Below are 13555 nucleotides of genomic sequence, written 5' to 3' on the forward strand. Positions count from 1 at the left end.
CGTGGAAATGATCATGCCGGGCGACAACGCTGAACTGGACGTGGAGCTGATCACCCCGATCGCCATGGACCAGGGCCTGCGCTTCGCCATCCGCGAAGGCGGCCGCACCGTCGGCGCCGGCGTCGTGGCCAAGATCGTCGAGTAGGCCTCACCGCCTAAACGAACGACCCAAGATCAGGGCCGTCCGGGGGAACCCGGGCGGCCCTTTTCTTATGGGCTATCGAACCTGCCGCATGGAGGTGATGGCGTAGGCCATGCCGACCTGGTTGAGGTCCGACACGTCCTTGCGGAAGGTCTGGCAGCGGCCGCCGAAGTCCTTGTCCGTGCAGACTTCCCACTCGCCGCGCTCGATCTTCAGGCTCAGGCCGCGGTCGTTGTACTGTTTGGGCAGGTTGGTGATTTCGCTGGTGGCCCGGAAGCCGGCGCCGGCGTACCCGATCCCGTCAAAGAGGGTGATCACGCCGCCGGTGGGCCGGGGGCGTTCATAGCCGCCGTTGTTGTTCCCATAGCCGCCGCTGTTGTAACCGCCGCCCTGGTAGCCGCCGTTGCCGTAGCCGCCGCCCTGATAGCCGCCGCCCTGGTATCCACCACCCTGGTATCCGCCGCCTTGATAGCCGCCACCCTGGTATCCGCCGCCTTGATAGCCGCCGTAGCCGCCACCCTGCCAGCCGCCATTCCGACCGCCCTTCAGGCAGGCGAGTTGCCCGTCCTGGTTGGTGATCTCGCTGCGGCAATCCTCGAACTCGAGGCTGGAGCTGCGGTAGCGGCCGCTGCGGTCACGGCATTCGGCGAGCAGTATCGGCTCGACCGTGCCCACGACGCGCACCTTCTGGCAGCTCTGCCAGTAGCTGCCTGGCGGCGGCGCATTGTAACCCTGCGCCTGGGCTCCGCCCAGCGCCGCAATGCCCAAGGCGGCCGCGCCAACGCCGGCGGCCGACCCCGCAATCCATGCCCCGATTTTCATTCTGCGCTCTCGATTGTGAAACGTCCCTGACGCCACCCTAGGGCGGGGTGGGCGAGACGAAAAGTCCAAGGTGTCGCCTACGCCGGAGGCGCCCTTGACTTGCGCGCCCGGCTCGGGCCGCTTGCGGCAAAGGAGCGGGGCGAATGATCCGGAGATTCTGGGCTGCGGCGGCGACCGCCCTGGCCCTCGTGGCCCACGGCGCGCAGGCCGCGCCGGATGTGGCGAAGATGACGGGCGGCGAGCTGACCGCCTTCACCCGGGCCATGCCCAAGGGCGGCGAACTGCACAACCACGTCTCAGGGGCGATCTTTGCCGAAACCTTGCTGGCCTGGTCCGTTGAGGACGGCCTGTGCATCAATGTGAAGACGCTCTCGGTCACGCCGCCCTGCCAGGCTGGCGAGGACCTGAAGCCCGCCAGCGCGATCAAGACCGACGAGATCCTGCGCGCCGCGATGATCGACAGCTTCTCGGTGCGCCGCCCAGACTTCCTGGACCGCTCGGGGCACGACCAGTTCTTCGGCGCCTTTGGCCGCTTCGGCGCGGCGGGCGCCCGGCGTGACGGGGACATGCTGGCCAATGTGGCCGACAACCTGGCGCGGCAGAACACCTTCTATCTGGAGGCCATGGTGACGCCGCAGGGCTTCGCCAGCCGCGCCAAGGGCGCTCAGGTGGGCTGGAAGGGCGGGGACCTCGCCGCCCAGAAGGCCGCCAACAGCGCGGCGGGCCTGGAGGCCCTGGTCACGGCCGCCATCGCCGAGACTGACGCCATGGAGACCCGCGCCCGCAGCCTGATGAAGTGCGACACGCAAGCCGCCCTGCCGGGGTGCCAGGTGACGGTGCGCTACCTGGTGCAGACCAGCCGCGTCGCCCCACCGGAACAGACCTTCGCCCAGTTGCAGCTGGGGGTCGCCCTGGTGGCCGCCGACAAGCGATGGGTCGGCCTGCAGATGGTGGCGCCGGAGGATCATCCGCTGGCGATCACCCACTACAGTCTGCACATGCGGATGGTGGACTTCCTGACCGACCATGGTCGGACGGCCAAGGCCGCCCTGCACGCCGGGGAGCTCACGATGGCCTATGCCACGCCCGAGGAGCTGCGCTACCACATCGCCGAGGCGGTGCGGGTGGCGGGCGCCCGGCGCATCGGCCACGGCGTCGATCTGCCGCTGGAAACCGATGCCGAGGGTCTGGCCGCCGAGATGGCCGCCAAGGGTATCCTGGTGGAGGTCAATCTCTCCTCCAACCACGCGATCCTGGGGGTCTCGGGCAAGGCCCACCCCTATGCCTGGCTGCGGCGGCGCGGGGTGCCGGTGAGCCTGTCGACCGACGACGCGGGGATCCTGCGGATCGACCTGTCGCATGAGTATGCCCGCGCCGCCGACGAGGGGGCGAGCTATGCCGACCTCAAGGCCTCGGCGCGCAACGCCATCGCCTTCTCCTTCCTGACCGGGGAGGGGCTCTGGGCCGATCCGGGCGCCTATCGCCGTCCGGCCAAGGCCTGCGCCGGGCAGATTGGCAAGGCCGAGCCGAAGCCTGGCCGCTGCGCCGACCTGATCGGCGCCAGCGACAAGGCCCGCGAGCAGTGGCGGCATGAGCGGTTGCTGGCGGCCTTCGAGGCGGCCGCAAGATGACCTCGGTGTCATGACCCCGAATTAAGCTGATCGGGCCCGCGCCGGCGTCTAGGTTCACCTCAAGACTGCTCAACAAGAGGAGGAGACCGACATGCGTCTTCTGACCGTTCTGACCGCCGCGTCCGCCCTGGCCCTGGTCGCCGGCGCCGCCAATGCCGCGACTGTGGAGGTGAAGGACGCCGTGGCCCGGGTAGTGGTGATCCCGGAGGACCGGCAGGACATCAAGGTGGAGTTCCTGACCACCAATCCCAGCCTGCCGCTTGAGGTCCGCAGCATGGGCGCCAAGACCATCGTCGACGGGAACCTCGATCGGAAGATCAAGAGCTGCCACGGCGGGGGCGGCAAGGCGCGGGTCTATGTCGCCGGGATCGGCGACATCGCCTATGACGACATGCCCCAGATCGTGGTCCGGATGCCGAGGGACGCCAAGGTCGAGGCCGGCGGCGCGGTGTTCGGGTCGGTGGGCAAGACCGCCAGCCTGGAGCTGTCCAACGCCGGCTGCGGTGACTGGACGGTCGGCAATGTGGCGGGGAAGATGAACATCAATGTCGCCGGCTCGGGCGACACCCACACCGGGGACTCGGGCGAGGCGGTGCTGCGGGTGGCGGGTTCGGGCGACGTGGGGACCCAGGCGATCAGCGGCGGGCTGGAGATCTCGGTGGCCGGTTCGGGCGACGTCAGCGTCACCTCGATCTCCGGGCCGCTGACCGTGAAGATCGCCGGCTCCGGCGACGTCAGCATCCGCAGCGGGAGGGCCACCGAGGTGAACGCCTCGGTCGCGGGATCTGGCAATGTCGACTTCGGCGGCGTGGCCGGGAGCCTGAAGGCCAAGATCGCCGGCTCCGGCGATGTGCATGTGAAGTCCGTCACCGGCGAGGTTTCCAAGGCGGTCGTCGGCTCGGGCAATGTCAGCGTCGGCTAGTTTGGGCGCCGCGTGAAGTGGTTCATCGAGGCGATGGGATTTACAGTTGTAAACTTATGTGACCTGATCGGGCCATGAAGTTTCTCCTCAGTCTCACGATCGCCCTGGCCCTGCCGACCCTGGCCGCCGCAAGGCCGGTTCTCACCATCGAGGCGCCGGCCGCCCGGGTCATTGTTATCCCCGAGGCGCGCCAGGACATGGCCCTGGAGGCCGACGCGCGCCTGGCCATCCATCCGGTGGCCGGCGGCAGCGCCCGGGTGACCGGCGCCAGCTCCTGGTTCGAACAGAACATCCCGTGGCTGTTCGGCTATTCGTGCCAGGCCACCGGGGTAAGCCGCTGGGGCCAGACCATCGCCCTCAAGGATCTTCCCATGCTCACCGTCCGGGTTCCCCTGGACGCCGAGATCGTCTCCAAGGGCGCCATCTATGGTCAGACGGGCGCGGGCAGGGCGTTGAAGCTCTCGGCCTCCGGCTGCGGGACCTGGCGGCTGGGGTCGCTCTCCAGCAGCCTGAGCGCCACCCAGGCCGGGCCGGGGCAGGTGATCGCCAGCCATGTGGACGGCCGGCTGACCGCCACGGTGGAGGACGCCGGGCGCGTGGTGGTGGGGCAGGGGGTGGTCACCAGCGCCACCCTGGTGATGAACGGTTCGGGCCGCATCGACGACCGCGGAACCGCCGGCGTCCTGAACGCCAAGATGAACGGATCGGGCCGCATCAACGTGCGTCTGCTGGCCGGACAGGCCAATGTCTCCTATGACGGGGACGGCGACGTGACGTGGGGCCGACCCAAGGGCAAAAAGTTCTGCAGCGGCCTGTCCTGCTACTGAGGCCGCCCTCCAAAACTTCCTGAACCGGGGCTGTTGCTGGCCTTGACGAGGCCGAGTCGCACACGTATAGACGCGCCTCCTGTTGGATCGGCTGTGCGCTTCGAAGTGATTTGAAGCGCAGACGCGGTTCGCGGAACGACCCAGCCGACCGAGAAATCGGGAAGCTGGGCGGGGCCCTCGCGGAAGTCTTTCGCGCGGGCCTATCTCGTTTTTAGCGGACTTACGCGTACGAGCGTCTCTCTTGAGGGGCGTTTGGGTTGGTCTTTGAAATGGTCAAAGTCACGCGGACGGACCTCGTCTGTAGGGGAAATTGAAGAGCGATATGGATCGTCAGAACATCCGCATCCGGCTCAAGGCCTTCGATCACCGCGTGCTGGATCATTCCACGCGCGAGATCGTCAATACGGCTAAGCGCACCGGCGCGACCGTGCGGGGGCCTATCCCCCTGCCGACGCACATCGAAAAATTCACCGTCAACCGTTCGCCGCACATCGACAAGAAGTCGCGCGAGCAGTTCGAAATCCGCACGCACAAGCGCGTGCTCGATATCGTCGACCCCACCCCGCAGACCGTGGACGCGCTCATGAAGCTCGACCTGTCCGCCGGCGTGGACGTCGAGATCAAGCTCTAGAGGGGATCGGTCGATGCGTACCGGCGTGATCGCCAAGAAACTGGGCATGGCGCGCTTCTTCGATGAAGCGGGAACCCATGTGCCGGTGACCGTCCTCAGCCTCGAAGGCTGTCAGGTCACCGCTCATCGGACCCAGGATAAAGACGGCTATGTCGCCCTCCAACTCGGAGCCGGCGTCAAGAAAGCCAAGAACACTTCCAAGGCCATGCGTGGTCACTTCGCCAAGGGCGAAGTTGAGCCCAAGCACGAGCTGGCCGAGTTCCGCGTCACTGAGGACAACCTCATCGACGTCGGCGCCGAGTTCACCGCTGACCACTTCGTCCCCGGCCAAAAGGTCGATGTGACGGCCAAGACGGTCGGTAAGGGCTTCGCCGGCGCCATGAAGCGCTGGAACTTCGGCGGCATGCGCGCCACCCACGGGGTGTCGGTGTCTCACCGTGCGCACGGCTCCACCGGTCAACGTCAGGACCCGGGCAAGACCTTCAAGGGCAAGAAGATGGCTGGCCACCTCGGCCAGGAAACCGTCACCACCCTGAACGTCTCGGTCTGGCGCATCGACGTCGAACGCGGCCTGATCCTGATCAAGGGCGCGGTTCCCGGCACCGAGGGAACCTACGTAAAGATCCGCGACGCCATCAAGTCGGCCCGTCCGGCTGAAGCCCCGGTTCCCGGCGGCTTCCGCAAGGCTGGCCAGGTCGCTCCCGCCGCTGACGCGGCGCCGGTGGAAGAGGCCTCGGCCGAAGCCCCCGCAGCCGAGGGCGCAGAATAATGAAACTCGACGTCATCAAACTTGACGGCGCCAAGGGCGGTTCGATCGAACTGTCCGACGCCGTGTTCGGCATCGACGAGATCCGTGGGGACATCCTCCAGCGCATGGTCACTTGGCAGCTCGCCAAGCGCCGCGCCGGCACCCACAAGATCCAGGTCCGCAACGAGGTCTCTCGTACGGGCAAGAAGATGTACAAGCAGAAGGGCTCCGGCGGCGCTCGTCACGGTTCGCGCCGTGCCGCTCAGTTCGTCGGCGGCGCCAAGGCCCACGGTCCCGTGGTCCGCAGCCACGCCTTCGACCTGCCCAAGAAGTTCCGCGCCCTGGCCCTGCGCCATGCGCTGTCGTCCAAGGTGAAGACCGGCTCGCTGGTCGTCCTGGACGCCGCGGTGCTGACCGATCCGAAGACCGCCGCGCTTCGCGCCCAGTTCGACACCATGGGCCTGAAGAACGCGCTGATCATCGCCGGCGCCGAAGTGGACAACAACTTCGCCCTGGCCGCCCGCAACATTCCCAACGTGGATGTGCTGCCGAACGCCGGTCTGAATGTCTACGACGTGCTGCGTCGCCATACGCTGGTCCTTACCAAGGACGCGGTGGATGCGATCAACGCCCGCTTCGCCGAGAAGGAGGCCGCGTGATGGCTAATCCCGTCGCCCGCCACTACGACGCGATCCTGTCGCCCGTGATCACCGAGAAGGCCACCCTGCTCTCCGAGCAGAACAAGGTCGTCTTCCGCGTGGCCATGGACACGACCAAGGACGAAATCGCCGCCGCCGTCGAAGCGCTGTTCAAAGTCACGGTCACCAAGGTCAACACCTTGGTGGTCAAGGGCAAGACCAAGCGCTTCCGGGGCCGTCCGGGCCGTCGCTCGGACGTCAAGAAAGCTGTCGTGACCCTGGCCGAAGGCCAGTCGATCGACATCACCACGGGGCTCTAAGCAGATGGCTCTGAAGCATTACAATCCGACTTCGCCGGGCCGTCGTAGCCTGGTGCTGGTCGACAAGTCCGAGCTCCACAAGGGCGGCCCGGTCAAGTCCCTGGTTCAGGGCCTGACCAAGTCCGGCGGTCGTGGCGGCGGTGGCCGTATCGCTGTCCGCTTCCGCGGCGGCGGCGCCAAGCGCCTCTATCGGACCATCGATTTCAAGCGCCGCAAGTGGGACGTGCCCGCGACCGTCGAGCGCCTGGAGTACGACCCCAACCGCACCGCCTGGATTGCGCTGATCAAGTATGAGGACGGCGAGCTGTCCTACATCCTGGCGCCGCAACGCCTGAAGGTGGGCGACCAGGTGATCGCCTCCGAGAAGGCCGACGTGAAGCCGGGCAACGCCATGCCGCTTCGTGGCATGCCCATCGGCACGATCATCCACAACATCGAGCTGAAGCCCCTCAAGGGTGGCCAGGTCGCCCGGTCCGCCGGCGCCTACGCCCAGCTGGTCGGCCGCGACGCCGGCTACGCCCAGGTCCGCCTGGGTTCCGGTGAACTTCGGATGGTCCAGGACACCTGCATGGCCACGGTCGGCGCGGTGTCCAACCAGGATCACATGAACCAGGTGCTGGGTAAGGCCGGTCGCACGCGTCACATGGGCTTCCGCCCGCACGTCCGCGGCGTCGTCATGAACCCCGTCGATCACCCCCACGGCGGCGGCGAAGGCCGCACCTCGGGCGGTCGTCACCCGGTTACCCCGTGGGGCAAGCCGACCAAGGGCGCCCGGACCCGCACCAACAAGACGACGGATAAGTACATCATCCGCTCGCGCCACGCTCGGAAGGCTCGTTAATCCATGACCCGTTCCGTCTGGAAAGGTCCGTTTGTCGACGGATACCTGATCAAAAAGGCCGAAACCGCTCAGGGTTCGGGCCGCAAGGACGTGATCAAGACCTGGTCGCGCCGCTCCACCATCATGCCGCAGTTCGTCGGCCTGACGTTTGGGGTTCACAACGGCCAGAAGCACGTTCCCGTGCTGATCAGCGAAGACATGGTTGGGATGAAGCTCGGTGAGTTCGCCCCCACCCGGTACTTCCCCGGCCACGCCGCCGATAAGAAGGCGAAGAGGAAGTAGCATGTCCAAGCAAGCGAAACCCCGCCGCCTCGAAGGCACCGAAGCGATGGCCAAGGTCCGCACCCTGCGCACCTCGGCCCAGAAGCTGAACCTGGTCGCTCAGTCGATCCGCGGCCTCAAGGTGCAGCGGGCCCTGAACGAACTCGAGTTCAGCCCCAAGCGCATCGCTCAGGATGTCCGCAAGGCGCTCGCCTCGGCCATCTCGAACGCCGAGAACAACCACAACCTCGACATCGACTCCTTGATCGTCGCCGAGGCCTTCGTGGGCAAGAACCTGGTCATGAAGCGTTTCGCCGCCCGCGCCCGCGGTCGTGCGTCGCGCATTGAGAAGCCGTTCAGCGAGATCACCATCGTGGTCCGCGAACTGGGTGAGGCTGCCTGATGGGTCAGAAAGTAAATCCGGTCGGGCTTCGCCTCGGCATCAACCGTACCTGGGACAGCCGCTGGTTCGCCGACGGTCCGGAATACGGCAAGCTGCTGCACGAAGACATCAAGGTCCGTAAGATGCTGAAGAAGCGTCTCTATCAGGCCGGCGTCTCGCGCATCATCATCGAGCGTCCCCACAAGAAGTGCCGCATCACCATCTATGCCGCGCGCCCTGGCGTGATCATCGGCAAGAAGGGTGCGGACATCGACAAGCTCCGCAAGGACGTCAACACGATCACTGACGGCGAGGTTCACCTGAACATCGTCGAGATCCGCAAGCCCGAAACCGACGCTCAACTGGTGGCCGAGAACATCGCCCAGCAGCTGGAACGCCGGATCGCCTTCCGCCGCGCCATGAAGCGTTCGCTGCAAAGCGCACTGCGTCTGGGCGCCAAGGGGATGCGCGTTGAAGTGGCCGGCCGCCTCGGCGGCGCGGAAATCGCGCGGACGGAAAGCTATCACGAAGGTCGCGTGCCGCGTCACACCCTGCGCGCGGACATCGACTACGGCGTCACCGAAGCCAAGACCACCTACGGCATCATCGGCGTGAAGGTCTGGGTCTTCAAAGGTGAAGTCCTCGATCATGACCCGATGGCCCTGGACAAGCGCCTGGCCACTGAATCCGGCCCGGCCGGCGAAGGTGGCGGACGTGATCGTTCGGGCGACCGTCCTGACCGTGGCCCGCGCCGTGACCGTCGCGACCAGGCCGGAGCGTAGGATCCAGAGCTATGCTGTCACCTAAGAAAACCAAGTACCGCAAGCAGTTCAAGGGCAAGATCCACGGGAACTCGAAGGGCGGCTTCACGCTGAACTTCGGCTCCTACGGTCTGAAGACCATTGAACCCGAGCGGATCACCGCGCGTCAGATCGAAGCGGCCCGCCGCGCGATCACCCGTCAGATGAAGCGTCAGGGCCGGGTCTGGATCCGGATCTTCCCGGACGTTCCCGTCACCGACAAGCCCGCCGAAGTCCGGATGGGTAAGGGTAAGGGCGCTGTTGAGTACTGGGCCGCGCGCGTCGCGCCGGGCCGGATCATGTTTGAAATCGACGGCGTGCCCGACGATGTGGCTCGTGAAGCCCTGCGCCTCGGCGCGGCCAAGCTTCCCGTGAAGACCCGCATCGTCACGCGCATCGAAGCCCCCGTGGCGGAGGCCGCGTGATGAAGATTGATGACGTCCGGGGCATGACGCCCGACCAGCTCGCCGAGTCCCTGCTGAACCTGAAGAAAGAGCAGTTCAACCTGCGCTTCCAGGCCGCCACGGGTCAGGTCGAGAAGACCCACCGCTCCAACGAGGTCCGCAAGGACATCGCGCGGATCAAGACCATCCTGCGCGCCAAGCAGGCTGCGGCTTAAGGAGAACGACACATGCCTAAGCGAATTCTCGAAGGCGTCGTCGTCTCCGACAAGGGTGACAAGACGCTCGTGGTGAAGGTCGAACGGACCTTCCTGCATCCGGTGCTGAAGAAGACCGTCCGCCGGTCGAAGAAGTACCACGCCCATGACGAAGCCAACGTCTACAAGGCCGGCGAAATCGTCCGCATCATCGAATGCGCGCCGAAATCGAAAACCAAGACCTGGGAAGCGCTGCCTAAGGCCGCCGCTGTCCAGGGCTCGTAAGGAAGGTCTGATCCCATGATCCAGATGCAGACTAACCTCGAAGTCGCCGACAACTCCGGCGCGCGTCGTGTGATGTGCATCAAGGTGCTCGGCGGCGCTGGCCGTCGTTACGCCGGCGTGGGCGACAAGATCGTCGTCTCCGTCAAGGAAGCCATTCCGCGCGGCCGGGTGAAGAAGGGCGACGTCCTTCAAGCCATCGTCGTGCGCACGTCCTCGGCCATCAAGCGCAAGGACGGCTCGGTGATCCGGTTCGACAAGAACGCGGCCGTGATCGTGAACAAGCAAAGCGAGCCGATCGGCACGCGGATCTTCGGCCCGGTTCCCCGTGAACTGCGCGCCAAGAACCACATGAAGATCATCTCCCTCGCGCCTGAGGTGCTGTAATGGCCGCGAAGATCAAGAAGGGGGATCGCGTCGTGATCCTCGCCGGGAAGGACAAGGGCCGCCAAGGCGCCGTCCTGAAGGTGATGCCCAAGGAAGAGCGCGTCGTCGTGGAAGGCCTGAACCTGGTTCAGCGTCACACCCGTCCGACCCAAGCCGATCCCCAGGGCGGTATCAAGAGCAAGGAAGCCGCGCTGCACGTCTCGAACGTCGCCATCGTGGACTCCAAGGGCAAGCCGACCCGCGTCGGTTTCCGTGTCGATGGCGACAAGAAGGTCCGCGTCGCCAAGACGACCGGTGAGGTGATCAATGGCTGAGCAAGCTTACGAGCCGCGGCTGAAGTCCGATTATCGCCAGCGCATCCGCGCGGCGATGAAGGAACAGTTCGGCTATACCAACGAGATGCAGATCCCCAAGCTGGACAAGATCGTCCTGAACATGGGTATCGGCGAGGCTGTGGCCGACTCCAAGAAGGTCAACTCGGCCATCGCGGACCTGGCGGCGATCGCCGGCCAGAAGCCGCTGCCGACCAAGGCTCGCAACTCCATCGCCGGCTTCAAGCTGCGTGAAGGCATGGTTGTCGGCGCGAAGGTCACCCTTCGTGCGGACCGCATGTACGAGTTCCTGGACCGTCTGATCACCATCGCTCTGCCGCGGGTGAAGGACTTCCGGGGCCTGAAGCCGACCTCGTTCGACGGTCGTGGCAACTACGCCATGGGTCTGAAGGAGCACATCGTGTTCCCGGAGATCAACTACGACCAGATCGATCAAATGTGGGGCATGGACATCATCGTCGCCACGACAGCGAAGACCGACGACGAAGCGCGCGCGCTTCTCAAGGAATTCCAATTCCCGTTCGTTCAAGCGTAACCGGCGGGAAGGAAAGAACAGATGGCTAAGAAAAGCGCCGTAAACCGCAACGAGATGGTCAAGAAGCTGGTGAAGCAATTCGCCGGCAAGCGCGACGCGCTGAAGGCGATCGCGAACAATGAGAGCCTGCCCCTCGAAGAACGCTTCGAAGCTCGCCTCAAGCTTGCCGAACTGCCGCGCAACTCGTCCAAGACCCGCATCCGTAACCGGTGCGAGATCACGGGGCGTCCGCGGGCCTATTACCGCAAGCTGCGTATGAGCCGGATCGCCCTGCGCGATCTGGGATCGAATGGCCAGATTCCTGGCCTCGTGAAGTCGAGCTGGTGAGGAGGGTCTCATGGTGAACGACCCCGTTGGCGATATGATCGCCCGCATCAAGAACGCCGCGACCCGCGGCCGTTCGAAAGTCATGTGCCCGGCCTCGAAGATGCGCGCGCGCGTCCTCGATGTGCTGGCCGACGAAGGCTACATCCGCGGCTACCACCTGGTGCAGCAGCCCGGCGCCTTCCCGGAATTCGAAATCGAGCTGAAGTACTTCGACGGCCAGCCGGTCATCGTGGAAATCCGCCGCGTTTCGAAGCCTGGCCGTCGCGTCTATTCGTCGATCTCTGATCTGAAGCCCGTGAAGAACGGCCTTGGGATCTCGATCCTGTCGACGCCCAAGGGCGTCATGTCCGACACCGCCGCGCGTGACGCGAACGTGGGCGGCGAAGTCCTCTGCAGGGTCTACTAGAATGTCCCGTATCGGAAAGAAGGCGGTCGCCGTCCCCTCTGGGGTGACGGTCACCATCTCCGGTCAGACGGTTGAGGTGAAGGGGCCCAAGGGCCAACTCTCCTGGACCCTGCCCGAAGAAATCCTGGTCAAGCAGGAGGGCGCTGAGCTCAACCTGACCAAGGCGGTCGAGAGCACCCGGGCCCAGGCCATGTGGGGCCTCTCGCGCACCCTGGTCAGCAACATGGTCGAAGGTGTCACCACCGGTTTCGAGAAGACTCTCGAACTGGTGGGCGTCGGTTATCGCGCCGCGATGAAGGGCGACGCCCTTTCGATGCAGCTCGGCTTCAGCCACGACGTGGATGTGCCTCCGCCGGCCGGGATCACCTTCGTGGTGCCCAAGCAAACCGAAATCAAGATCAGCGGCATCGACAAGCAGGTCGTTGGCGAGATCGCCTCGCAGATCCGTGGGCTCCGGCCCCCCGAGCCCTACAAGGGCAAGGGCGTCCGCTATGCGGGCGAAGTGGTCCGTCGCAAGGAAGGCAAGAAGAAGTAGGTCATGGCTCTTACTCCTCGTGACACCGCCAAGCGCCGCGCCGAACGCACGCGCATCCGCCTGCGCTCGCTGGCCAATGGCCGCCCGCGTCTTTCGGTCTTCCGCTCGTCCAAGCAAATCTACGCCCAGATCATCGATGATGCTCGCGGCGTGACCCTGGCCGCCGCGTCCTCGCTGGAAGGCGACGACAAGAAGGTCAAGGGCTCGGACAAGGACGCCGCCGCCCGCGTCGGCGCCCTGGTCGCCCAGCGCGCCATTGAAAAAGGCGTCAAGGACGTCGTCTTCGATCGCGGCGGCTACATTTACCACGGCCGGGTCAAGGCCCTCGCCGACGCCGCGCGCGAAGCCGGCCTGAACTTCTAGGGGTACGCAGATGGCTCGTGGAAACTCACAAGGCGGCGGCGACGGCAACCGTCGCGACCGCAACCGCGGCAACCCCGCTGAAGAACGCGCCGATTCCGACATCGTCGAGAAACTGGTGCACATCAACCGCGTCGCCGCGACCGTGAAGGGGGGCCGTCGTTTCTCGTTCGCCGCCCTGATGATCGTCGGCGACCAGAAGGGCCGCGTCGGCTTCGGTCACGGTAAGGCCCGTGAAGTGCCGGAAGCGATCCGCAAGGCGACTGAAGAAGCCAAGAAGACGATGATCCGTGTGCCGCTCCGCGAGAGCCGCACCCTGCACCACGACGGCAATGGCCGTTGGGGCGCCGGCAAGGTCATGGTCCGCTCGGCGCCTCCGGGCACCGGCGTCATCGCCGGCGGTCCGATGCGCGCGGTTCTGGAAACCCTGGGCGTCCAGGACGTGGTCGGCAAGTCGGTCGGTTCGTCCAACCCCTACAACATGGTGCGCGCGACCTTCGAGGCGCTGAAGGCTCAGTCTTCGCCCCGCCAGGTCGCCGCCAAGCGCGGCAAGAAGGTCGCTGACGTGATCGGCCGCCGCGCCGACGGCGCCAGCGCCGCCGGCGACGGAGAATAGATCCCATGGCTACTGTCACTGTTCGTCAGACCGGCAGTCCGCTGCGGCGGACCAAGGACCAGCGCGCCACCCTGGTGGGCCTGGGCCTGAACAAGATGGGCCGTGTCTCCACCCTGGAAGACACCCCTTCGGTGCGCGGCATGATCGCCAAGGTCGCCCACATGCTTGAAGTGGTCGAGACCAAGGCCTAATAGCCTTAGGCAACAAGACTT

At 65.6% G+C, this 13555-nt stretch carries 24 protein-coding genes and 1 pseudogene; 24 read left to right on the forward strand and 1 reads right to left on the reverse strand.

The annotated features are described in order from the left end of the window. Window positions 1-145: pseudogene (gene tuf / locus Q7J39_RS12485) on the forward strand (elongation factor Tu); the annotation flags it as partial. Window positions 146-217: 72 nt separating this feature from the next. Here tuf and Q7J39_RS12490 read toward each other — a convergent pair. Next, window positions 218-964 (reverse strand): beta/gamma crystallin-related protein, encoded by a 747-nt coding sequence (locus Q7J39_RS12490; protein WP_304825287.1) that lies wholly within the window; start codon window positions 962-964, stop codon window positions 218-220. A gap of 143 nt (window positions 965-1107) precedes the next feature. Here Q7J39_RS12490 and Q7J39_RS12495 point away from each other — a divergent pair, with 143 nt between their 5' ends. The 23 genes from Q7J39_RS12495 to rpmD all read left to right on the forward strand — a co-directional run bounded on the left by Q7J39_RS12495 (window position 1108) and on the right by rpmD (window position 13534). Continuing rightward, window positions 1108-2595: an adenosine deaminase gene (locus tag Q7J39_RS12495; RefSeq protein ID WP_304825290.1), complete on the forward strand. Its 1488-nt coding sequence runs from the start codon at window positions 1108-1110 to the stop codon at window positions 2593-2595. Window positions 2596-2686: 91 nt separating this feature from the next. Then, window positions 2687-3517 carry a GIN domain-containing protein gene (locus Q7J39_RS12500; RefSeq protein WP_304825293.1) on the forward strand — a complete coding sequence of 277 codons (831 nt, stop codon included), beginning with the start codon at window positions 2687-2689 and terminating at the stop codon, window positions 3515-3517. A 74-nt stretch (window positions 3518-3591) separates the two neighbouring features. Continuing rightward, the gene (locus tag Q7J39_RS12505; protein ID WP_304825297.1) at window positions 3592-4344 is read left to right on the forward strand and encodes a GIN domain-containing protein; all 753 of its coding nucleotides are present in this window, start codon (window positions 3592-3594) and stop codon (window positions 4342-4344) included. A 322-nt stretch (window positions 4345-4666) separates the two neighbouring features. Then, complete coding sequence (rpsJ, locus tag Q7J39_RS12510; protein WP_056730043.1) at window positions 4667-4975, forward strand: 30S ribosomal protein S10; 309 nt, start codon at window positions 4667-4669, stop codon at window positions 4973-4975. A 13-nt stretch (window positions 4976-4988) separates the two neighbouring features. After that, complete coding sequence (rplC, locus tag Q7J39_RS12515; RefSeq protein ID WP_304825300.1) at window positions 4989-5744, forward strand: 50S ribosomal protein L3; 756 nt, start codon at window positions 4989-4991, stop codon at window positions 5742-5744. Next, window positions 5744-6382: a 50S ribosomal protein L4 gene (gene rplD / locus Q7J39_RS12520; RefSeq protein WP_215340968.1), complete on the forward strand. Its 639-nt coding sequence runs from the start codon at window positions 5744-5746 to the stop codon at window positions 6380-6382. Before rplC ends, rplD begins: the two co-directional genes overlap by 1 nt. Next, entirely contained in the window at window positions 6382-6681 is a 300-nt protein-coding gene (locus tag Q7J39_RS12525) for a 50S ribosomal protein L23 (RefSeq protein WP_215340967.1), read from the forward strand. Before rplD ends, Q7J39_RS12525 begins: the two co-directional genes overlap by 1 nt. Before the next feature lie 4 nt (window positions 6682-6685). Beyond that, window positions 6686-7522 (forward strand): 50S ribosomal protein L2, encoded by an 837-nt coding sequence (rplB, locus tag Q7J39_RS12530; protein WP_304825303.1) that lies wholly within the window; start codon window positions 6686-6688, stop codon window positions 7520-7522. A gap of 3 nt (window positions 7523-7525) precedes the next feature. Continuing rightward, on the forward strand, window positions 7526-7804 hold the full coding sequence (rpsS, locus tag Q7J39_RS12535) for a 30S ribosomal protein S19 (protein ID WP_215340965.1): 279 nt from the start codon (window positions 7526-7528) through the stop codon (window positions 7802-7804). Window position 7805: 1 nt separating this feature from the next. Continuing rightward, a complete protein-coding gene (gene rplV / locus Q7J39_RS12540; protein ID WP_304825306.1) occupies window positions 7806-8186 on the forward strand; it encodes a 50S ribosomal protein L22 in 381 nt (126 codons plus the stop codon). After that, window positions 8186-8947, forward strand: a complete 762-nt coding sequence (gene rpsC, locus Q7J39_RS12545; protein ID WP_215340963.1) for a 30S ribosomal protein S3 — start codon at window positions 8186-8188, stop codon at window positions 8945-8947. The genes rplV and rpsC overlap by 1 nt, the downstream gene beginning before the upstream one ends. A gap of 11 nt (window positions 8948-8958) precedes the next feature. Next, on the forward strand, window positions 8959-9390 hold the full coding sequence (gene rplP / locus Q7J39_RS12550; RefSeq protein ID WP_304825309.1) for a 50S ribosomal protein L16: 432 nt from the start codon (window positions 8959-8961) through the stop codon (window positions 9388-9390). Next, window positions 9390-9584, forward strand: a complete 195-nt coding sequence (gene rpmC / locus Q7J39_RS12555) for a 50S ribosomal protein L29 (protein ID WP_215340961.1) — start codon at window positions 9390-9392, stop codon at window positions 9582-9584. Before rplP ends, rpmC begins: the two co-directional genes overlap by 1 nt. A gap of 12 nt (window positions 9585-9596) precedes the next feature. Continuing rightward, complete coding sequence (gene rpsQ, locus Q7J39_RS12560; RefSeq protein ID WP_215340960.1) at window positions 9597-9848, forward strand: 30S ribosomal protein S17; 252 nt, start codon at window positions 9597-9599, stop codon at window positions 9846-9848. A gap of 15 nt (window positions 9849-9863) precedes the next feature. Beyond that, window positions 9864-10232 carry a 50S ribosomal protein L14 gene (gene rplN, locus Q7J39_RS12565; protein WP_056018090.1) on the forward strand — a complete coding sequence of 123 codons (369 nt, stop codon included), beginning with the start codon at window positions 9864-9866 and terminating at the stop codon, window positions 10230-10232. Further along, entirely contained in the window at window positions 10232-10546 is a 315-nt protein-coding gene (rplX, locus tag Q7J39_RS12570; protein ID WP_215340959.1) for a 50S ribosomal protein L24, read from the forward strand. Before rplN ends, rplX begins: the two co-directional genes overlap by 1 nt. After that, complete coding sequence (rplE, locus tag Q7J39_RS12575) at window positions 10539-11099, forward strand: 50S ribosomal protein L5 (protein ID WP_215340958.1); 561 nt, start codon at window positions 10539-10541, stop codon at window positions 11097-11099. The genes rplX and rplE overlap by 8 nt, the downstream gene beginning before the upstream one ends. A gap of 21 nt (window positions 11100-11120) precedes the next feature. Beyond that, a complete protein-coding gene (gene rpsN, locus Q7J39_RS12580) occupies window positions 11121-11426 on the forward strand; it encodes a 30S ribosomal protein S14 (RefSeq protein WP_304825316.1) in 306 nt (101 codons plus the stop codon). A gap of 10 nt (window positions 11427-11436) precedes the next feature. Continuing rightward, on the forward strand, window positions 11437-11832 hold the full coding sequence (gene rpsH / locus Q7J39_RS12585) for a 30S ribosomal protein S8 (RefSeq protein ID WP_304825320.1): 396 nt from the start codon (window positions 11437-11439) through the stop codon (window positions 11830-11832). Window position 11833: 1 nt separating this feature from the next. Then, window positions 11834-12367 carry a 50S ribosomal protein L6 gene (gene rplF, locus Q7J39_RS12590; RefSeq protein ID WP_304825325.1) on the forward strand — a complete coding sequence of 178 codons (534 nt, stop codon included), beginning with the start codon at window positions 11834-11836 and terminating at the stop codon, window positions 12365-12367. A 3-nt stretch (window positions 12368-12370) separates the two neighbouring features. Further along, entirely contained in the window at window positions 12371-12730 is a 360-nt protein-coding gene (gene rplR / locus Q7J39_RS12595; protein WP_304825328.1) for a 50S ribosomal protein L18, read from the forward strand. Between the two features lie 10 nt (window positions 12731-12740). Continuing rightward, complete coding sequence (gene rpsE, locus Q7J39_RS12600) at window positions 12741-13343, forward strand: 30S ribosomal protein S5 (RefSeq protein ID WP_215340953.1); 603 nt, start codon at window positions 12741-12743, stop codon at window positions 13341-13343. A gap of 5 nt (window positions 13344-13348) precedes the next feature. Next, on the forward strand, window positions 13349-13534 hold the full coding sequence (rpmD, locus tag Q7J39_RS12605) for a 50S ribosomal protein L30 (RefSeq protein ID WP_215340952.1): 186 nt from the start codon (window positions 13349-13351) through the stop codon (window positions 13532-13534). The last annotated feature ends 21 nt before the right edge of the window (window positions 13535-13555 follow it).

Source organism: Phenylobacterium sp. (assembly GCF_030651185.1).
Classification (GTDB): Bacteria; Pseudomonadota; Alphaproteobacteria; order Caulobacterales; family Caulobacteraceae; genus Phenylobacterium.